An 18,901-nucleotide genomic window follows, 5' to 3' on the forward strand; every position below is an offset into this window, starting at 1 on the left:
CCAGGAGCCCCAGGGGTCAGGAGCTGAGGACGAGACGGAGCGAGCTGATCCGCTCGGCGACCAGCTGCTCGGCACCGAGTCGCGCCGTGACCTCGTCGACTGACCGACGGACCGCGGGCGCGGTGAGGCCGGGACGAAGTCGGAGCTGAAGATCCACTTCGGCGCGCTCCCCGGCCCGTGCGGCCAGTGCGAGCACCTCTGCGGAGGACTCCGCAGCGACCCGGTCCAGCACCTCGGTCAGCTCAGGATCCTGGTGAGGGGGTATCCACTCCCTTCCCTGGGCCAGCGCCCACAGCACCGAGCGCGGCAGCAGCACTGGCCCGCCCTCCTCGGTGGGAGTCGCGGGATCGATGAGCAGCGCCGTGCAGCCCTCCTGCACCGCTGCCTGCGCCGCCTGCGGGGCGACGACCGGGACCGGCCTGGCGTCGGTGCGCCAGGCGGCGAGGGCTGCCACCGAGGTGAACAGCGGCAGCACCGTCGTGCCATCGGGCGCCGTGATCGAGACCATTGCCATGTCGGCGCCGTTGTCGCCGGTGAGCCCGTGGGCCGTGGTCCCGGTGTCGGTGGCGACCGCCATGATCGGCACCAGCACGCGGGAGGTCGCGAGGGCGGTAACCAGCTGCTGGCGGTAGGGGTCCTGCCCGGCCCGATGCGCGGCGAGGGCCGCGATCACGGCAGCGGGTGCGCTGCCGTCATCGGCGGGGAACGGACTGACCGTGTAGTCCCGTCCCTCCCAGGAGACCCCGGCGGTGTCCGTCAGCGGGGACTTCTCGCGGAAATGGGCGGGGAGTGCCCGGTGGACCTGCTCGGTGCGGTCATCCTGCTCCGTCGGGCCCCCTACCGGAGGCCGCACCGGGGCCGGTGCTGGACTCTCGGTGCCGCCGTGCTCCGGCGCCGGGCTCATGGGCGGCCCGCGACGTCGAGCGCCTCGCTCATCGTGAACGCCTGTGCATACAGAGCTTTGCCGACGATCGCACCCTCGACCCCCGTCGAGACCAGCTCACGCAGGGCGCGCAGGTCATCGAGGGAGGAGATCCCGCCGGAGGCGACGACCTTCGCCTCCGTGCGCGAGCACACCTCGGCCAGCAGGTCCAGGTTCGGTCCGCGCAGGGTGCCGTCCTTGGTGACGTCGGTGACGACGTAGCGCTGGCAGCCTGCCTCGTCGAGCCGTTCGAGGGTCTCCCAGAGGTCGCCCCCGTCTCGGGTCCAGCCGCGGGCTGCCAGGGTGGTGCCGCGGACGTCGAGGCCGACGGCGATGCGGTCGCCGTGCTCGGCCAGGATCTCCGCGGTCCACTCCGGGTTCTCGAGCGCGGCGGTGCCGAGGTTGACGCGGCGGCAGCCGGTGGCGAGCGCTGCGGCGAGCGAGTCGTCATCGCGGATCCCGCCGGAGAGCTCGACGTTCATGTCGACGGCCGCGACGACCTCGGCGAGCATCGCGGCATTGGTGCCGCGGCCGAAGGCGGCATCGAGGTCCACCAGGTGCAGCCAGCTCGCGCCGCCCTCCTGGAAGGACAGCGCCGCGTCCAGCGGGGCGCCGTAGGCGGTCTCGGATCCGGCCTCGCCCTGGACGAGCCGGACGGCTTGGCCGCCCTGGACGTCGACGGCGGGGAGCAGCTCGAGCACGGGAGCGGTCATGGGGTGCCTCCTGGCAGCGGGGTGCGGGCGAAGGCCCGGCAGGGATGGGGTCTTGGGTGCAGCGCATCGCGGCGGTGGCTGCGACGGGGTCCGGGCGGAGCTCAGCTGGTCTGGATGCGCCAGAGGGAGATGCCGAAGCAGATCAGTCCGAGCAGCAGCAGGCCGATGCTCGCCCACCAGGGCTTCTTCGAGCGGAAGAACGACCAGGCTCCGCCGAGCAGCATGCCGCCGGCGAACAGCGTCAGGAACGCGAGCATCATGAGGCGGCCTCCCTCGGGTAGCGGGGCAGGGAGCTCAGCCAGTTGGCCAGCAGCCGTGCTCCGGCCTCGCCGGACTTCTCCGGATGGAACTGGGTGGCGGTGAGCGCGCCGTTCTCGACCGCGGCGATGAAGCGGTCTCCCCCGTGCTCGGACCAGCTCACCTTGGGTGCGGCGAGCGCACCGATCTGCTCCATCTCCCAGCGGCGCGCGGCATAGGAGTGCACGAAGTAGAAGCGCTCCTCGTCGATGTCCTCGAAGAGGACGGTGCCCTCTGCGGCATCGACGGTGTTCCAGCCCATATGGGGCACGACCGCCGCCTCCAGGCGGGTCACCTCTCCGGGCCACTGCCCCAGGCCGCGGGTGCGTTCGCCGTGCTCTGCGCCGGTCTCGAACATCACCTGCAGGCCCACGCAGATGCCCAGGACCGGGCGGCCCCCGGCGAGGCGCCGCTCGATGATGCGGTCTCCTCCCACGGACTTGATCTGTTCGAGGGTGGCGGCGAAGGCACCGACCCCGGGGACGACCAGTCCATCGGCGCTGAGGGCGCGCTCGCGGTCCGCGGTGAGCTCGACCTCGGCCCCGGCGGCCTCGAGCGCACGGACCACGGAGCGCACGTTGCCCGAGCCGTGGTCGAGGACCACCACGTGGGGTGCGTTGCGCGGGACGGCGGTGGGGGCGGTCTCGCTCGTCACTTGCGCTTCTTCCCGGAGGCGATCCAGGCGAGCGCCTCGGAGCGGCTCAGGGTGGAGGGGTCCAGCCCCTCCCCCAGCTCCTCGAGGCTGGTCGCGCCCAGCAGCAGCTCCTCGACGAGGTCGTCGACCGCGCCGAGCACGATCGCGGGCGAGATGTCCTCGCCCCGTTCACCGTTCTTGTACCGGGTCGCGGTCATGCGGTCGCCGCGGCGCCAGAACAGCACGATCCCGTTGCGCTGCAGGGCGGTCGAGGCGATCGCGGCGAGATCGTGGGCGGCGGCCTCGGCGAGCGGGCCGATCGCGATCGCGCCGGTGCTGCTGTCGTGGGTGCGGGTGCCGACGGGGATGTCGATCCCGTCGGTGCGCGCCTCCCGGCCCAGCCGGACCACGCCTGCCAGGGCCTTCGCAGAGGCGACGGAGGTCGCGATCACCGCGACGCTGGGCACCTCGTCCTCGCCGGGGGTGTCGGTGAGCACGTCCTCGACGGTCAGCGGGGCATCATCGAGGGAGATGCCCTCCATGAGACGCGCGAATTCCGCGTCGATGTCATCGGCGGGACGACCGGAGCCCTCCGGCTGCTCCCCGGGACCGTCCTGGCGGGGCTCTTCAGGATCGACGGTGCTCATCACAGTGCTCCCTTGGTCGAGGGGACGTCCAGAACGCGGTCGTCGTAGGCGCAGGCGGCTCGGAGCGCACGGGCGAGGGCCTTGAACTGGGCCTCGACGATGTGGTGGGGGTCGCGCCCCTCGAGCAGCCGGATGTGCAGGCAGATCGCGGCGTGGTGGGCGAGGGACTCGAAGACGTGCCGGGTCAGCGAGCCGGTGAAGTGGCCGCCGATGAGGTGCGTGGCCTGAGCTTCGCTCTCGCCGGAGTGCACGCAGTAGGGGCGGCCGGAGAGATCCACGACGGCCTGGGCGAGGGACTCGTCCAGGGGGACCAGGGCGTCGCCGAAGCGGGCGATGCCCTTCTTGTCGCCGAGGGCCTCGCGCAGCGCCTGTCCGAGCACGATCGCGGTGTCCTCCACGGTGTGGTGGGCGTCGATGTGCGTGTCACCGGTCGCCTTCACCGTGAGGTCGAAGCGGGCATGCGTGCCGAGCGCTGTGAGCATGTGGTCGAAGAAGGGCACCGTGGTCGAGACGTCGACCTGGCCGGTGCCGTCGATGTCGAGGGTGAGCTCGATCGCGGACTCGCGGGTGGTGCGGCTGAGGCTCGCAGTGCGCGACGGTCGAGCAGCGGCGCTGGACGCGCTGGCGGTGATCGGGGTGCTGGCGGTGCTGGTCATCGGGGGTCGGCCTCCTCGAGGGCGGTACGGAATGCGGCGTTGTTCTCGGGCGTGCCGATCGACACGCGCAGCCAGCCGGCAGGGCCGACGGCTCGGATGAGGACTCCGCGTGCGAGGAGCGCCTCGAACACGGTGTCACGGTCACAGAAGCTGCGGAACAGGATGAAGTTCGCGTCGGACGGAGCCACCTCGTGGCCGCGTGCCGCCAGGTGCTCGGCGAGCGCATCCCGCTCGGTGCGCAGCAGGGCGACCTTGCCCAGCAGCTCCTCGCGGTGCGCGAGCGCGGTGCGGGCGACCGCCTGGGTGACGGCGGAGAGATGGTACGGCAGGCGCACCACGCGCACGGTGTCCACGACCGCGGGATCGGCGATCAGATAGCCGAGCCGGGCACCGGCGAGCGCGAAGGCCTTGGACATGGTGCGGGCCACCACCAGGTTCTGATGCCGTCCCAGCAGCGAGAGCGCGCTGGGGACGCCGTCGCGGCGGAACTCGCCGTAGGCCTCGTCGACCACCAGCAGGCCGCGGAACTCCGCGAGCGCGGTCGCGGCCGCCTCGACGACGTCGAGATCGAGCGCGGTGCCTGTGGGGTTGTTCGGGCTGGTGAGCACCACGATGCTGGGCCGGTGCGCGTCGATCGCCGCGGTGACCGCTTCCGCGCTGAGGGCGAAGTCGGGGGCGGGGCCGCGCTCGGCGGTGACCCAGGCGGTGTAGGTGTCGCGCGCGTACTCGGGATACATCGAATAGTGCGGGGTGAAGCCCAGCGCGGTGCGGCCCGGACCTCCGTAGGCCAGCAGCAGCTGGTGCATGATCTCGTTCGACCCGTTGGCGGCCCAGACGGCGTGGGCGTCGGGCGCGGGGATCCCGGATTCCGCGGCGAGATAGGCGCCGAGGTCGGCGCGCAGGGCGAGGGACTCCCGATCCGGGTAGCGGTTCAGGCCCACGGCAGCTTCCGCCGCGGCACGACCGATGGCTGCGGCGAGCTCCGGCGAGGGGCCGTAGGGGTTCTCGTTGACGTTCAGCGCATGCTCGACCTCGAGCTGGGGAGCGCCGTAGGGGGCGGCTCCCGCGATGCCGTCCCGCGGGGCGGGCAGCGCGGTGCTGCTGAGGGTCGGAGCAGGGTTCACGGACATGGCCTCCATGGTAGTTCGCAGGGGCTGCTGCCGACTGTGCCGTCCGCTCGCTGAGGCGCCGTGCGACGACGGCATGCCCAGCGGCATGCACAGCGGCGTGTCACCCTTCACAGAGACGAGCTCGAGGACAGGCTGCTCTCAGTGCCGTCAGTATCCTGGAGAGATGTTCCGTTCCCTGGGTGCCCTGGTGGGCGATCTGCTGGTCGTCCTGCTCTTCGTCGCGATCGGCTTCGTGCAGCATGGCACTCCGCTGACCACGCAGAACCTCTTCCTGGCGGGCTGGCCGTTCGCCCTCGGAGTGCTGCTGGGACACCTGGCGATCAGGGCCTGGCGCGCCCCGTTCCGGATCTGGCCGCACGGGCTGTTCGTGTGGGGCATCACGCTGGCGACCACGATGGCGCTGCGCACCCTGTTCACCGCCGGCACAGAGGTGTCCTTCGTCATCGTCACCGCGCTGGTGACCGGCGTGCTGATGCTCGGCTGGCGCGCGGTGGCGCAGTACGTCACCCGGCACGAGCGCTCGCCGCAGCCGGCAGCGGTCACCTCCGAGAGCTGATCGCCCGGGATGCGAGGAGGAGTCCCGCTCAACCGTGGGTGCGGAAGGTCTCCTTCTCGAGCAGGGGACGAAGGCGGGCGGCGACCTGATCGGTGCCGAACCAGCGGTGCAGCTGCTCCTCGAGCAGCACGTTGCCGAGTGCTCCGAGCACCATCGACTGATCCAGGGAGAGATGGCGCCGGGCGATGACTCCCGAGCGGACGGCGACCGCGTCGTGGAATCCGCCCGGCCCGTAGGCACCGAGCACCGTCTCGATCCGGGAGAGGTTCTCGACGGCCGCATCGAGCTCGTACTGCATCGCCAGAGCCGCGGCATGCGGGGTGACCACGCCGTCGAGCCCCTGCGGGTAGGGCTCCCCCGCCTGCCAGTCGGTGCCCGCCGCATCGGAGAAGTACCCCACCGGGTTCAGGCCCAGGGCATCGACGCCGTACTCGCGGTATCCGGCATGAGGGTCGGAGCTGGGTGAGAAGCCCCAGTAGCCGTAGCCCGCCTCCTCGAGTCCGTGCTCGCGCTGGGCACGCACATGGAGCGGGTGGTTCCTGCCCCAGCTGTCCGGCCCCCAGGCGGCCTCGGGCACGAACAGGTCCGGCATCAGCTCCTCGAACATGGAGCCGCCCCAGCCGGGGACGATCTCCATGCCGCGGTAGGTGTGCGCGCCCTCGAAGACCGCGACGCCCTCGTGCTCGGTCCAGTCGCCCACCGGCGGCATCTCGGGCCAGTCCCATTCCGGCGGGAAGGTGCGAAAGGTCGTGAAGTACGCGGCGGCAGGGATCTGCTCGGTCATGATCCCGAGGTAGGTGACCATGCGGGCCTCGGAGACGGCGGTGTCGTAGTGATGCTCCGCGTGGTACCAGACGTCGGCGCCGACGATGTCGCCCATCAGGGGACGCAGCTCGGTGCCCTCCCTGCCCGGGTCCTCGACCCAGAAGCCGCCGATGGTCAGCCCGGGCTGCGTGGCGACGTCGCGGTCGAAGAACACGTCCCAGCGCATCGCCTCGAACAGGCGCTCGGCCCGCCGACGGTTCGAGGGATCGGCCTGGGCGACCACGTGGAGTGCGGCGCCGAGCCAGCCCATGTCGACGCTGGACACGAAGGGGACCACGGGGTCGCCGGAGCCGGGCCAGCTGCGCAGCACCGAGCGATCGGTCTCGTCGTACCAGTTGTAGTACATGCCCGAGGGTTCGTGGTGCTCCATCTGCTCGAGCGAGTCCAGGGTGCGGGAGATCCGGAGGCGGGCCTCCCCCGGCGTGATCAGGCGCAGCTCGCGGGCCAGCAGCGTGGACCACAGGCAGCCACCGATGTTGGTCGGCGAGGTGTGGCGCGAGTGCCCCTGCAGATCCGCGCCGATGTTGTCGGACACGAGCCCGGTGCGGGGCACGGTCATCGCGTCCAGGGAGCGCCAGGTGTCCTTCGCCCAGCGGCGCAGTTGGCGCTCGGTGCTCCCGCTCCCCGCACGTCGCCCGCCTCCGCCGCGGGTTGAGAGGCCGACCGGCGTCGGACCGGCAGCCGACAGCGCGGGCGCTGCCGCAGCAGGGCCGGCGGCGCCGAGTGCGGCGCCGACTACATCGCCGCCTTCGAGGACCCGGTCTTCCGTCGGGCGGCGCTGAACACCGGTGTGTTCGTGCTGGTCGGTGTGCCGCTGACGATCATCGCCGGGCTCAGTGCGGCGCTCGCACTGAACCAGGGCCTAGCCCCTGGGGAGAGCCCCGGAGCTGAGCACCCCTCCTCGACGGACGGCAGCGCCGCCGACAGATCGCCCGGGAGTCAGTCCGTGAAGCGGATGTCGATCGCCGCTCCGTGGGCCGGCAGTCCTTCGGCGCGGGCGAGCGTGGTCGCTGCCGGGCGGGCGCCCTGCAGCGCGTCGCGGTCGTAGTGGACCACGTGGATCCCGCGCAGGAAGGTCTGCACGCCCAGGCCGCCGGTGAAGCGCGAGGTGCCGCCGGTGGGCAGCACGTGGTTGGACCCTGCCGCATAGTCGCCGAGGCTCACGGGGCTGTGGGGACCGACGAAGACCGCGCCGGCGTTCGTGACCCGGGCGGCGACGGCGCCGGCATCGGCCGTCAGGATCTCGAGGTGCTCGGCCCCGTAGGCGTCGACCACCGCCAGCCCCTGCGCGATGTCGTCGACGAGCACCACACCGCTCTGCTGCCCGCGCAGCGCCTCCTCGATGCGCGTCCGATGCGTGGCGGAGGGCACCTGTGCCGCGAGCGCGGTCTCGACCGCGTCGGCCAGGTCGGCGGAGTCGGTGACCAGCACGCTCGCAGCCAGCGGATCGTGCTCGGCCTGGGAGATGAGGTCCGCTGCGACGAAGGTGGGATGCGCGGTGGCGTCGGCGAGGATCGCGATCTCCGTGGGCCCGGCCTCGGCGTCGATCCCGACCTGCCCCCGCACCAGGCGCTTCGCGGCGGCGACATAGACGTTGCCGGGACCGGTCACGAGGTCCACGGCCTCCAGGCCGCGGCCGTCGCCGAGATCCTCGGCGCCGTGCGCGAGCAGCGCGATCGCCTGGGCCCCGCCGGCGGCGAGCACCTCGGTGACCCCCAGGAGCGCGCAGGCCGCGAGGATCGTGGGGTGCGGGAGCCCGCCGAACTCCTTCTGGGGCGGAGAGGCGAGCACGATCTGCTCCACCCCGGCGATCTGCGCCGGCACCACATTCATCACGACGGAGCTGGGCAGCACGGCGCGCCCACCGGGCACGTAGAGCCCGACCCGACGCACCGGCACCCAGCGCTGGGTCACGGTGCCCCCGGGCACCACCTGGACCGTCTCGTCGGGCCGGGACTGCGCGGAGTCGACGGCGCGCACCCGAGCCGCGGACTCCTCCAGGGCGGTGCGGATCTCCGGATCGAGCTCGGCGAGGGCTCGTTCCAGCTCCTCCCGCGGAACCCGCAGATGCTCCGGTCGCACCCCGTCGAACCGCTCGGAGGCATCCCGCACCGCGGCGGCACCGCGGGCGGCGACGTCCTCGACCACCGGGCGCACGGCAGCGACTGCGGACTCGACGTCCAGCTCGGCGCGCGGCAGCGCCGCGGTGAGCTCGGCAGCGGTGAGCCGGCGCGAGCGGAGATCGATCACGGAGAGGAACGATGCGGGATCAGGCATGGTGCCAGTCTAGGAGGGAGGCGGGACTCAGGCATGTCCTGCCCACCGCGGAGAGGACCCCGCCTCCCGGATCTCTCCGGCAGCGGGGTTACAGTCGTCCTCGTGCTCGTCGCCTTCCTCCTCACCCTCGTCGCCGGTGGCGCCACCAGCATCGGCGCCGCCCTCGGCGTGCTGGGGCGCGGCACCAGCCCGAAACTCCTGGCCGGCGGTCTCGGCCTCTCCGCCGGGGTCATGCTCTACGTCTCCTTCATGGAGCTGCTGCCCGAGGGTGTCCGGGTGCTCTCCGGCGGTGTTCCCGATGCGCGCGGCACCGCCTTCGCCGTGCTCGCCTTCTTCGTGGGCATCGCGGTGATCGCCGTGCTCGACCGGCTGGTGCCCAGCGCGGTCAGCCCCCATGAGTTCGCGGGCCGCATGGCCGGCAGCCACGGCGAGGCGGAGCTGCGCGCCCCGGACGAGCAGGCCGCCGATCGGGCCCTGCGCGCCCGCCTGCTGCGCACCGGCACCGTCACCGCCCTGGCCCTCGCGCTGCACAACGTGCCCGAAGGCTTCGCGACCTTCGTGGCCGCGCTGCAGGCGCCGGAGGTCGCGATCCCGGTGGTCGCCGCGATCGCCCTGCACAACATTCCCGAAGGGCTCGCCGTCGCGGTGCCGGTGCGTCGGGCCACCGGGTCCCGGGCCAAGGCCTTCTGGCTCGCGTCCATGACCGGGCTCGCCGAACCCGTCGGGGCGGTGCTCGGGTTCCTCCTGCTCTCACCCCTGCTCAGCGGTGGCGCGATGGGAGCGATCCTGGCTGGCGTGGCCGGGGTGATGGTGTTCGTCTCCCTCGACGAGCTGCTGCCTGCTGCCGAGGAGACCGGCGAGCACCACACCGTGATCTACTCGCTGGTCGCCGGCATGGGGGTCATGGCGGTGACCCTGCTGGTGCTGTGATTCCGGGCGTGCTCCGGTACGTTCTCCCCAGCACCGATGACGGCCCTGCGGGCGCAGGGACCCGAGGTGAGAGGTCGGAGACCAGAAGGGGACGCGATGAACGCGGCGGCGCATCGGAGGGACACCGGGAGCCGGCGCGCTCTGCCTCGACGCCGTGCGACGCGCACCCTCGCCGCCGGGCTGCTGATCGTCTCGCTCGGCGCCTGCGATGCCCTCCCTGTGCTGCCCGGCGGCGGACGCTCCGCCTCGGAGTCACCGTCGGCCGCCGCAGAGCCGATGGATCCCGAGCAGGTCACCACCACCGCGAGCACCGCGACGGACCCGTCCTGGCTGTGCCGTCCCGGCGAGGGCGAGAGCCCGTTGCCCAGCTCGACCGAGGGCGGGACGCTGACCCCCGAGACGGTGAGCGCCGAGGGCAACGACCTCACGATCTCGGGACCGTTCCGCCTCGCGGCTGACCACAGCTATACCGGCTTCCGCCCCGAGGGCGTGCTGCTGCCGGCCGCTCCGGAGAACCGCGGCATCCCTGCCCCCGGATTCGACGGCGAGCTGGGTGTCCAGGGCGCACCGGTCCCGCCGATGGTGGTGCGCGAGCGCGTCGAGGTCGCCGCCGACGAGGGCGAGCCCGCGCCCTCGTCTGCCACAGCGCACCTCACGCTGGGCACCTGTGACGACGCACCCCTGCGCCAGGGCCAGTTCCTGCTGCGGCTCAGCGGGGGCGGGGTCGACGGGCCGGGACGCGGGAAGGACGATGCCGGATGGGCGGCGAGCGGAGACGTGCTGGTCGACGTCGTGGAGGGACGGCTGCGGGTCGTGCCCGGCGCGATCAGCGCCCCGAGCGGCGAGATCCCGGCAGACCTCTCAGCGCTGGCCTGCCGGGCACCGCTGGAGGCGGTGGGAGATGGCGACGGCCTCACCGTCGCCGTCGAGGATCCCACCACCCGCGTCTCCACTGTGGTTCCCGAGGATGAGCTGGGCACTGCGATCACCGCGCGGGTCACGGTCACCGCGCAGGAGCTCGGCACGCGCGCCCTGCTGCAGGGAGTCGTGGTGGTGAACCCCTCCACCGGCACGGTGGTCTCGGGCGCCCGCAATGCGCCGGACGTGTCGCTGCAATGGATCGATGAGGACGGGGTGAGCCGCACCGACCACGCCTGGGTCAGCCGCTCCACCTGCGGCCGCGACGCCCTCTCTGCCGGTTCCTACCGGGCCCATGGCTTCGGCGTCACGGTCGATGCGGAAGGAGCGACCCATGTGGTGCTCTCGGACCCCTGGGAGGTCGAGGTCGTCGACGAGGAGCCGGCGGCCTGAGACTCCGGGCCCGGACCCGAGCGGACGAGCCCCATCTCACGTACCGTGGAGGCATCCTGGACGAGGGGCGGGTCCGAGCCCGCCGTCGATTAGTCTTGACGTCAAGACAAATGCCGCACCGACCCGAGGGAGCACCGCGACACATGGCGCGCATCATCTACACCCACACCGACGAGGCACCGATGCTGGCGACCGCGTCGTTCCTGCCGATCCTCGATGCCTTCTCGAACACCGCCGGGATCGACGTCACCACCCGTGACATCTCCCTGGCCGGTCGCATCGTCGCGGTCTTCTCCGATCTCCTGCCCGAGGATCAGCGAGAAGCGGATGCCCTCGCGGAGCTGGGCGAGCTCGCGAAGTCGCCCGAGGCGAACATCATCAAGCTGCCCAACATCTCCGCCTCGGTGCCGCAGCTCAAGGCCGCCGTCGCCGAGCTGCAGGCCCAGGGCATCTCCCTGCCCGACTACCCCGAGTCCCCCACGACCGACGAGGAGAAGGACATCCGCGCCCGCTACGACTCGGTCAAGGGCTCGGCCGTGAACCCCGTGCTGCGCGAGGGCAACTCCGACCGTCGCGCCCCCGCCGCGGTGAAGAACTTCGCCAAGGCGCACCCGCACCGCATGGGCGAGTGGAGCAAGGACTCCAGGACCTCCGTCGCGACCATGGCCGCCGACGACTTCCGCGCCAACGAGCAGTCGGTCGTGCTGGACGCCGCGGACACGCTCTCGATCGTGCACGTCGCCGCCGACGGCACCGAGACCGTGCTGAAGGCCTCCCTGCCGGTGCTCGCCGGTGAGGTCGTCGATTCCACCGTGATGCGCGCCGCAGCACTGGAGGCCTTCCTGCGCGAGCAGATCGCCGCCGCCAAGGAGCAGGGCGTGCTGTTCTCCGTGCACCTCAAGGCCACGATGATGAAGGTCTCGGACCCGATCCTGTTCGGCCACGCCGTGCGCGCCTTCTTCCCGACCCTGTTCTCCGAGTTCGGTGAGCAGCTGGCCGCGGCGGGCCTGTCCCCCAACAACGGCCTCGGCGGCATCCTGGCCGGAGTCGAGGACCTCGACGCCACCGTGCGCGACGGCGTCAAGGCCGCGATCGAGAAGGACCTGGCCGCCGGCCCGGACCTCGCGATGGTCAACTCCGCCAAGGGCATCACCAACCTCCACGTCCCCTCCGACGTCATCATCGACGCGTCGATGCCCGCGATGATCCGCACCTCGGGCCACATGTGGAACAAGGACGACGCCGAGCAGGACGCCCTCGCGGTGATCCCCGACTCCTCCTACGCAGACGTCTACGCCGCGACGATCGAGGATTGCCAGGCCCACGGCGCCTTCGACCCGACCACCATGGGCACCGTCCCGAACGTGGGCCTGATGGCGCAGAAGGCCGAGGAGTACGGCTCCCACGACAAGACCTTCGAGATCTCGGCCGACGGCCGCATCGAGGTGCGCGACGCCTCCGGCACCGCCCTGATGAGCCACGAGGTCACCGCCGGCGACATCTTCCGCGCCTGCCAGGCCAAGGACGCCCCGATCCGCGACTGGGTGCAGCTCGCCGTGCGCCGCTCGCGCGAGTCCGGGATGCCCGCGGTGTTCTGGCTCGACGAGTCCCGCGCCCATGACCGGAACCTCATCGCCAAGGTCGAGAAGTACCTGGCGGAGGAGAACACCGAGGGTCTCGACCTCCGGATCCTCTCCCCGCTGGAGGCCACCAAGCACACGCTGGCGCGCGTGCGCCGCGGCGAGGACACCATCTCGGTGACCGGCAACGTGCTGCGCGACTACCTCACCGACCTGTTCCCGATCATGGAGCTGGGCACCAGCGCCAAGATGCTCTCGGTGGTGCCGCTGATGAACGGCGGCGGCCTGTTCGAGACCGGCGCCGGCGGCTCCGCTCCGAAGCACGTCCAGCAGCTCATCGAGGAGGACTACCTGCGCTGGGACTCCCTCGGGGAGTTCCTGGCCCTGGCCGAATCGCTGCGCCACCTCGCCCGCACGGCGGACAACGCGCGCGCCGCGGTGCTCGCCGACGCCCTGGACCGCGCCACGGAGACCCTGCTGTCCGAGGGCAAGTCACCCCAGCGCAAGCTCGGCTCGATCGACAATCGCGGCAGCCACTTCTACCTGGCGATGTACTGGGCCCAGGAGCTGGCGAAGCAGAGCGAGGACGCCGAGCTGGCCACGGCCTTCGGTCCGATCGCGAAGGAGCTCACCGACGGTGAGCAGACCATCGCCGAGGAGCTGCTCGCGGTGCAGGGCAAGCCCGCGGACATCGGCGGCTACTACCGCCCCGATCTCGAGAAGATCGCCTCCGTGATGCGCCCGTCGGCGACGTTCAACCGCATCCTCGAGGAAATCTCCGCGGCGCTGTGACTGCAGCGCCGTGACTGCACCGCCGTGACCTCGTCGCGGTGACCCCGGCATCCCGGGGCTCCGCAACGAGCACGGCCGGAGGGCCGATCCTCGCGACGGGCCCTCACCACGGATGCGCGGACGGGCCGCTGGTGATCGGAGCTGGCAATATGGCCGGTTGACATCACCAGCGGCCCGTCCGCGCGCATCTGTCTGGCGGAGCCGACCTCCATGACTTGCCGGGCGGAGCCGACATCCGTGCTCCGCGGGGCGACCCCAGAGGGGGCTCTGCTGCCGGAGAGACAGACCGAAAGGACCATGCCGTGCCCGTCATTCCCTCCCCCGTCGACGGCATCGACCTGCGCTACGACGTGACCGGCACGGGCCCGGCGCTGGTGCTGCTGCACGGCTCGGTGCTCTCGCGCGCCATCTGGCGGGGCCTGGGGTATCTCGCCCCGCTCATCCAGGAGCACACCGTGATCCGGGTGGACCTGCGAGGTCACGGCCGGTCCGGCACCCCTCACGATCCCGCCGCGTACACGCAGGACGTGTACGTCGCCGACCTGCTCGCCGTGCTCGATGCCGAGGGCATAGGGCGTACGGCGCTGCTCGGCTACTCGCTGGGCGCCCGCATCGCGCTGACCGCGGCGCTCGAGCATCCGGGGCGGGTGACGCGCCTGGTCAGTCTCGGCGGGTCCGCTGCCGAGCAGCAGGGGCAGATCGAATCGGTCTTCTTCCCCGGGGTCATCGATGCGATCCGGGAAGGTGGGATGGAGGCGTTCTGCGCGGGACAGGGCCTCGGCCCCGATGTCACCGGGCGGCGCGACCGCGCCACTCGCACGGCCTTCCTCTCCGCCGATCCCCTCGCCGTCGCGGCTCTGCTCACCGCCACCGACGCCACTGCCGGGGTCCCGGACGAGGTTCTCGCGGGCTGCGGGGTCCCGACGCTGTGGATGGCGGGCACAGAGGACCATCCGCGGTACGAGGATTCCGTGCGGGCCGCGTCGCTGATGCCCGACGCGGAGTTCGTCCCGCTGCCCGGACGCACCCACGGCGCCACCCTGTTCCCCTCACAGGATGTGCTCGACGAGGCGCTGCCCTTCCTGCGCTGAGATGCTCCTGAGCCCGGCGGTGCCGGCGTGACGCTCGCGCACGGCCATCGGCCCGCACGGAGCGGGCGGTCCCGCCGATCCGACTCAGACGAACTGGCGCACCAGGGCGATCAGGGCGACCACGACGATCACGCCGCGCAGCACCCACTCCGGCATGGTCTTGGCCAGGTGCGCCCCGAAGTACCCACCCACCAGCGCGCCGAGGGCGATCGCTCCGCTCGCGGCCCACACGATCTCGGCGCCGACGACGAAGTGCGCGATGACGTAGACGCTCGCGGCGGCGAGGTTCACGATCAGGCTGAGGAGGTTCTTGACGCTGTTGACGGAGCCCATCGGTCGTCCGGTGAAGGTGCCGAGGATGCCGAGGTAGAGGATCCCCTGCGCGGCGGTGAAGTATCCGCCGTACACGGAGGCCGCACCGATCGAGCCGACCATCGCCGGGGAGCGCAGCGGACTGCGGCCGGAGGCCGGCTCGGCACGGCGCTCTGCCCGTTTCCGCAGCGCAGCGGTGATCCGCTTCTGGAAGACCACCATCGTCAGGGCGACGACGATCAGCACCGGCACGACCACGTCGAGCGCGGAGGCCGGGGAGACCAGCAGCAGCAGAGCCCCGGCGGTCGCGCCGACGGCCGCGGTGATCGCCAGCGGCGGCAGCTCCCGCTTCTCGGCGGCGATCTCCCGGCGATAGCCCAGCACGGAGCCGATCGTCGAGAAGAGCATGCCGGTGGTGTTGGTGCGCACCGCGACGCCCGGCGGGATGCCGAGGGTCATCAGCACGGGGAGGGTGAGCAGCGAGCCGGAGCCGACTGCGGCGTTGATCGCCCCTGCGATGGTGCCCATGACGAGCAGGACGACGAGCGAGAGGGGTTCCACGACCGAGAACCCTACTGGTACGGCCCACGCCGCGGAGGGAGGTCCGCTCTCCGGCCGTGGCTGCCACGGCCCGGAGGCGAACCGGCTGCGGCCCGGCCACGGCCCAGAGGCGAACCCTGCTGCGGCCCGGCTGCGGCCCGGCTGCAACCCGGAAGGGGCCCTGCTGAGGCCCGCCCGCGCCTCGGCTGGGGCGTCGGCCGGATCCTGGGGCTCAGTTCCCGGGCAGCAGCCAGTCGTTCGGGGCGAACAGCTCGAAGTGCACGTTCTCCTCCGCGACCCCGACCTCGGCCAGCTGCTGCCGGGCGCCCTGGAGGAAGCCGTGCGCGCCGCACAGGTACACCTCGGCGCCCTCCGGGATGTGCTCCGCGGCGATCTGCAGGCGACCCTCGCGGGCGGCGAGGCGGTCGTCGTGGCCCGCGCAGGGATCCGACGCCATCGAGGACGAGAACCACAGGTGCAGTCGCGAGCCGCTGTGCTCGGGGAGGTCCGCGACCGTGTCGACCAGCTCGCGCACGAGGGCGGAGTCCGCCGCATCACCGTCGGCGTGCAGCACGATCACCTGCCGGTCGCTCTGCGCGGCCGCGATGTAGCGCAGCATGCCGAGCATGGGGGTGACCCCGATCCCGGCGGAGACCAGCACCACCGGGTCGGTGGAGTGGGGATCCAGGGCCAGGTCGCCATAGGGCAGGGTCACCTGGAGCGCATCGCCCTCCTGCAGGTTCTGGTGCAGGTGGGTGGACACCTCTCCCGCCGGGGTCCCGTCCTCGCGGCGCACGCTGATCCGCCAGCGGCCTTCCCCGGGCGCCGCGGAGAGCGAGTACTGGCGCAGCTGCCGAGCACCGTCGGCCAGGCGGGCGCCCACGGAGATGTACTGCCCGGGCACGAAGTCCGGCAGCGCGGCCTCACCGTCGGCGGCCATCAGCTCGAAGCTGGCGACCGTGGAGCTCTCCTCGACCCGGCGGGTCACCACCGCGGTGCGGAAGACGTCCCCGGGCTCGACGCCGGCATCGGCGTAGAGGTCCTTCTCGAAGGCGATCAGGGTGCGAGCCATGTGCCAGTAGACGGCGCTCCACGCCTCCCCGATCTCCGCGGTGACGACATCCGCCCCGAGCACCTCGACGATGGCGGCCATCAGGTGCTCGTGGACGATCTGGTACTGGTCCTCGGTGATGCCGAGCGAGGCGTGCTTGTGCCCGATGCGTCCGAGCAGCTCGCGAGGGCTCGGAGCATCCGGGGTCACCAGCAGCGTCGCGTAGGTCGCGACCGAGGAGGCGAGGGCCTTCTGCTGGGTGCCCTGGGCCTGGTTGCCGCGGTTGAAGGTGTCACGCAGCAGCTCGGGACGGGCCGCGAACATACGACGGTAGAACGCCGGGGCGATCTGGCCGATGTGCTCGCCGACCACCGGCAGCGTCGCGCGGATGATCTGCTCGTGGGCGGGCGCCAGCGGCGCCTCGAGATCGAGCTGCGGGCGACGGACGGGGGCGAGAGGCAGAGACATGAGGGAGCCCTTCAGGAGTGCGGAGACGGTTCGGCCGTCGGTCCTTCGACGACCTGCGCCTCCACGTTAGGAGCGCCCTCCCGGGGGTGCGGGAGACCTTGGTCCTGGCTGCGCTCCCCCGCTCCCGCCGCGGTCAGCGCGCGAGCTCCTCCAGCGCCTGCTGGAGCACCTGGGCGTGGTTGTGCTCGGTGTCCTTCGCCGCGTACAGGAGCACGATCCTGCGGGCCTTGGCCTGTCGCGCCCGGTCCAGCAGCTCCTGCGGGGCGTCGCTGGTGTCGAGCTCATGGCGGTACCGGTCCGAGAACTCCTGGAAGTCCAGGTCATGGCCATGGAATGCCTTCCGCAGCTCAGAGCTGGGCGCCACCTCCTGGTCCCAGTCGTCGTGCGCGAGGCGCTCCTTCTTGATGCCGCGCGGCCACAGGCGGTCCACCAGCACCCGGTACTCGTGGGCGTCGGAGCCGTCGTCGTCCAGGACGTCATGGACCCGTTCGGTGGTGATCTCGAAGCTGCTCATCATCCGTCCTCACTGTGGTGGAAGAGACAGGGCCCGGTCCGCGCCGGAGGGCGGGCCGGGCCCTGTGCCGAGGGGTGGGCGACGAGTCGCGGGCGCGAGCGCCGCACGGGTAGCTGAGCTCGAGCGAGCTCGGACCGGAACTCAGACCAGGACGGCCTTCGCGGCCTCGTAGTCGGGCTCCTCGGAGACCTCGGCGACCTGCTCGGTGTGGACGACCTCGCCGTTCTCGTCAGTGACGACGACGGCGCGGGAGAGCAGGCCCTGGAGCGGCCCGTCCTGCATCGTCACGCCGAAGTCCTCACCGAAGGAGGAGCGGAAGGCGGAGCCGGTGACCACGTTCTCGATGCCCTCGGCGCCGCAGAAGCGGGCCTGGGCGAAGGGGAGATCCTTCGAGACGCAGACGACGACGGTGTTCTCGAGACCGGCGGCGAGCTCGTTGAACTTCCGCACGCTCATCGCGCAGGTGCCGGTGTCGAGCGAGGGGAAGATGTTCAGCACGACGCGCTTGCCCGCGAGGTCGCTGCTCGTGACGGGCGCGAGGTCCTGGCCGACGAGCTCGAAGGCCGGCAGGGCAGAACCCGTGGCCGGCAGCTCGCCGACGGTGCTGATGGGAGTGTTCTTGAAGGTGATGGAAGCCATGACTCCATCATCTTCTTCGGAGCTGAGCGGCACAAGCCGCTTCCTGGGAGCCGGCCTCGGCACAGCGCGAAGGCCAGGACGGCCAGGTCAGTCCATCGTCTCCCGCAGCCGATCCGTCTGCTCCGCGACATCGAAATCAGCGGCGGGCCACTGCGGGTCGATCCCCTCGAGGGCGTCCAGCAGCAGCTGCTGGACGGCGATGCGGGCATACCATTTGCGATCGGCCGGGATCACGTTCCAGGGGGCCGCGACCGTCGAGGTCGCCCTCAGCGCCCGCGTGTACGCCTCCATGTAGCTGTCCCAGTGGTGACGCTCGTCGACATCACCCGGGTTGAACTTCCAGTGCTTGTCCGGGCGCTCGAGCCGTTCCATCAGCCGCTCCCCCTGCTCCTGACGGGAGATGTGCAGCATGACCTTCACGATCGTCGTCCCCGCCTCGGTGAGCTCCCGCTCGAAGGCGTTGATGGCGGTGTACCGCTCGCGGAGCTCCTTCGCGTCGGCCCAGCCGTGCACGCGATGGATCAGCACGTCCTCGTAGTGGGAGCGGTCGAAGACCCCGAGCATCCCGGGGGCGGGGGTGCGCTTGCGGATCCGCCACAGGAAGTCATGGCGCTTCTCCGCCGGGGTCGGGGCCTTGAAGGCGGCGATGTCCACGCCCTGCGGATCCACGTTCCCCACCACATGGCGCATGATGCCGCCCTTGCCGGAGGTGTCCATCCCCTGCACGACCAGCAGCACGGAGCGGCCGCCCTCCTGGCCGTGGTGGGCGGCGTACAGGCGCTCCTGCAGTTCATCGAGTGCGCTGTCGCGCTCGGCGAGCACCGCCTTGCCGTCGTCCTTCTTCCCCTCGAAACCGGGGGTGGCGCGGGGATCGAGGTCGGTGACGTCGCCCTTCCACGCGGATTCGATCGGAAAGCCCGTGGGCGTCTGGTCACTCGGTGCGGGCTTCTTCGACTTCTTCGGCGTCTTCGACATGCAGGCAGGGTAGCCCGGGGCCGCCCCGGCGTGGGGTTTCG

19 protein-coding genes are annotated in these 18,901 nt (G+C 71.6%); 5 read left to right on the forward strand and 14 right to left on the reverse strand.

What is annotated here, in order from left to right; translation table 11 throughout:
- Positions 1-16 precede the first annotated feature (16 nt).
- From Q0937_RS00115 to Q0937_RS00145, 7 genes are all read right to left on the reverse strand, one after another.
- The gene (locus tag Q0937_RS00115) at positions 17-904 is read right to left on the reverse strand and encodes an SseB family protein (protein ID WP_299298226.1); all 888 of its coding nucleotides are present in this window, start codon (positions 902-904) and stop codon (positions 17-19) included.
- Complete coding sequence (priA, locus tag Q0937_RS00120; RefSeq protein ID WP_299298229.1) at positions 901-1,635, reverse strand: bifunctional 1-(5-phosphoribosyl)-5-((5-phosphoribosylamino)methylideneamino)imidazole-4-carboxamide isomerase/phosphoribosylanthranilate isomerase PriA; 735 nt, start codon at positions 1,633-1,635, stop codon at positions 901-903. The genes Q0937_RS00115 and priA overlap by 4 nt, the downstream gene beginning before the upstream one ends.
- Before the next feature lie 101 nt (positions 1,636-1,736).
- The gene (locus Q0937_RS00125; RefSeq protein ID WP_299298232.1) at positions 1,737-1,895 is read right to left on the reverse strand and encodes a hypothetical protein; all 159 of its coding nucleotides are present in this window, start codon (positions 1,893-1,895) and stop codon (positions 1,737-1,739) included.
- Positions 1,892-2,587, reverse strand: a complete 696-nt coding sequence (gene hisH, locus Q0937_RS00130; protein WP_299298235.1) for an imidazole glycerol phosphate synthase subunit HisH — start codon at positions 2,585-2,587, stop codon at positions 1,892-1,894. Before hisH ends, Q0937_RS00125 begins: the two co-directional genes overlap by 4 nt.
- Positions 2,584-3,213: a hypothetical protein gene (locus Q0937_RS00135; RefSeq protein ID WP_299298238.1), complete on the reverse strand. Its 630-nt coding sequence runs from the start codon at positions 3,211-3,213 to the stop codon at positions 2,584-2,586. Before Q0937_RS00135 ends, hisH begins: the two co-directional genes overlap by 4 nt.
- A complete protein-coding gene (gene hisB, locus Q0937_RS00140; RefSeq protein WP_299298241.1) occupies positions 3,213-3,869 on the reverse strand; it encodes an imidazoleglycerol-phosphate dehydratase HisB in 657 nt (218 codons plus the stop codon). The genes Q0937_RS00135 and hisB overlap by 1 nt, the downstream gene beginning before the upstream one ends.
- Positions 3,866-5,008, reverse strand: coding sequence for a histidinol-phosphate transaminase (locus tag Q0937_RS00145; RefSeq protein ID WP_299298244.1), 1,143 nt, complete (start codon positions 5,006-5,008; stop codon positions 3,866-3,868). The genes hisB and Q0937_RS00145 overlap by 4 nt, the downstream gene beginning before the upstream one ends.
- 154 nt (positions 5,009-5,162) lie before the next feature.
- On the opposite strand from Q0937_RS00145, the gene Q0937_RS00150 reads away from it, so the two are divergent.
- The gene (locus Q0937_RS00150; protein ID WP_299298247.1) at positions 5,163-5,555 is read left to right on the forward strand and encodes a DUF3054 domain-containing protein; all 393 of its coding nucleotides are present in this window, start codon (positions 5,163-5,165) and stop codon (positions 5,553-5,555) included.
- Positions 5,556-5,583: 28 nt separating this feature from the next.
- On the opposite strand, the gene Q0937_RS00155 is transcribed toward Q0937_RS00150, so the two are convergent.
- Both Q0937_RS00155 and hisD read right to left on the reverse strand, forming a co-directional pair.
- On the reverse strand, positions 5,584-7,239 hold the full coding sequence (locus Q0937_RS00155) for a glucoamylase family protein (RefSeq protein ID WP_363323190.1): 1,656 nt from the start codon (positions 7,237-7,239) through the stop codon (positions 5,584-5,586).
- Between the two features lie 80 nt (positions 7,240-7,319).
- Complete coding sequence (gene hisD, locus Q0937_RS00160; protein WP_299298250.1) at positions 7,320-8,657, reverse strand: histidinol dehydrogenase; 1,338 nt, start codon at positions 8,655-8,657, stop codon at positions 7,320-7,322.
- 102 nt (positions 8,658-8,759) lie between these two features.
- On the opposite strand from hisD, the gene zupT reads away from it, so the two are divergent.
- The 4 genes from zupT to Q0937_RS00180 all read left to right on the forward strand — a co-directional run bounded on the left by zupT (position 8,760) and on the right by Q0937_RS00180 (position 14,361).
- Positions 8,760-9,587 carry a zinc transporter ZupT gene (gene zupT, locus Q0937_RS00165; RefSeq protein ID WP_299298253.1) on the forward strand — a complete coding sequence of 276 codons (828 nt, stop codon included), beginning with the start codon at positions 8,760-8,762 and terminating at the stop codon, positions 9,585-9,587.
- A 96-nt stretch (positions 9,588-9,683) separates the two neighbouring features.
- Positions 9,684-10,898 (forward strand): hypothetical protein, encoded by a 1,215-nt coding sequence (locus tag Q0937_RS00170; protein WP_299298256.1) that lies wholly within the window; start codon positions 9,684-9,686, stop codon positions 10,896-10,898.
- Between the two features lie 143 nt (positions 10,899-11,041).
- The gene (locus Q0937_RS00175) at positions 11,042-13,270 is read left to right on the forward strand and encodes an NADP-dependent isocitrate dehydrogenase (RefSeq protein ID WP_299298259.1); all 2,229 of its coding nucleotides are present in this window, start codon (positions 11,042-11,044) and stop codon (positions 13,268-13,270) included.
- 302 nt (positions 13,271-13,572) lie between these two features.
- Positions 13,573-14,361: an alpha/beta fold hydrolase gene (locus Q0937_RS00180; RefSeq protein WP_299298262.1), complete on the forward strand. Its 789-nt coding sequence runs from the start codon at positions 13,573-13,575 to the stop codon at positions 14,359-14,361.
- A gap of 84 nt (positions 14,362-14,445) precedes the next feature.
- Here the strand turns inward: Q0937_RS00180 and Q0937_RS00185 are convergent, their stop codons facing one another.
- The 5 genes from Q0937_RS00185 to Q0937_RS00205 all read right to left on the reverse strand — a co-directional run bounded on the left by Q0937_RS00185 (position 14,446) and on the right by Q0937_RS00205 (position 18,860).
- Positions 14,446-15,234, reverse strand: a complete 789-nt coding sequence (locus tag Q0937_RS00185; RefSeq protein ID WP_299298265.1) for a sulfite exporter TauE/SafE family protein — start codon at positions 15,232-15,234, stop codon at positions 14,446-14,448.
- Positions 15,235-15,445: 211 nt separating this feature from the next.
- On the reverse strand, positions 15,446-16,732 hold the full coding sequence (locus Q0937_RS00190; RefSeq protein ID WP_299298268.1) for a globin domain-containing protein: 1,287 nt from the start codon (positions 16,730-16,732) through the stop codon (positions 15,446-15,448).
- A gap of 133 nt (positions 16,733-16,865) precedes the next feature.
- Positions 16,866-17,246 (reverse strand): DUF488 domain-containing protein, encoded by a 381-nt coding sequence (locus Q0937_RS00195; protein WP_299298270.1) that lies wholly within the window; start codon positions 17,244-17,246, stop codon positions 16,866-16,868.
- A gap of 141 nt (positions 17,247-17,387) precedes the next feature.
- Positions 17,388-17,885, reverse strand: a complete 498-nt coding sequence (gene tpx / locus Q0937_RS00200; protein ID WP_299298273.1) for a thiol peroxidase — start codon at positions 17,883-17,885, stop codon at positions 17,388-17,390.
- An 87-nt stretch (positions 17,886-17,972) separates the two neighbouring features.
- Positions 17,973-18,860, reverse strand: a complete 888-nt coding sequence (locus Q0937_RS00205; RefSeq protein WP_299298276.1) for a polyphosphate kinase 2 family protein — start codon at positions 18,858-18,860, stop codon at positions 17,973-17,975.
- Positions 18,861-18,901 lie beyond the last annotated feature (41 nt).

It is taken from the genome of uncultured Brachybacterium sp. (genome assembly GCF_947500705.1).
In the GTDB taxonomy this organism is placed as follows: domain Bacteria; phylum Actinomycetota; class Actinomycetes; order Actinomycetales; family Dermabacteraceae; genus Brachybacterium.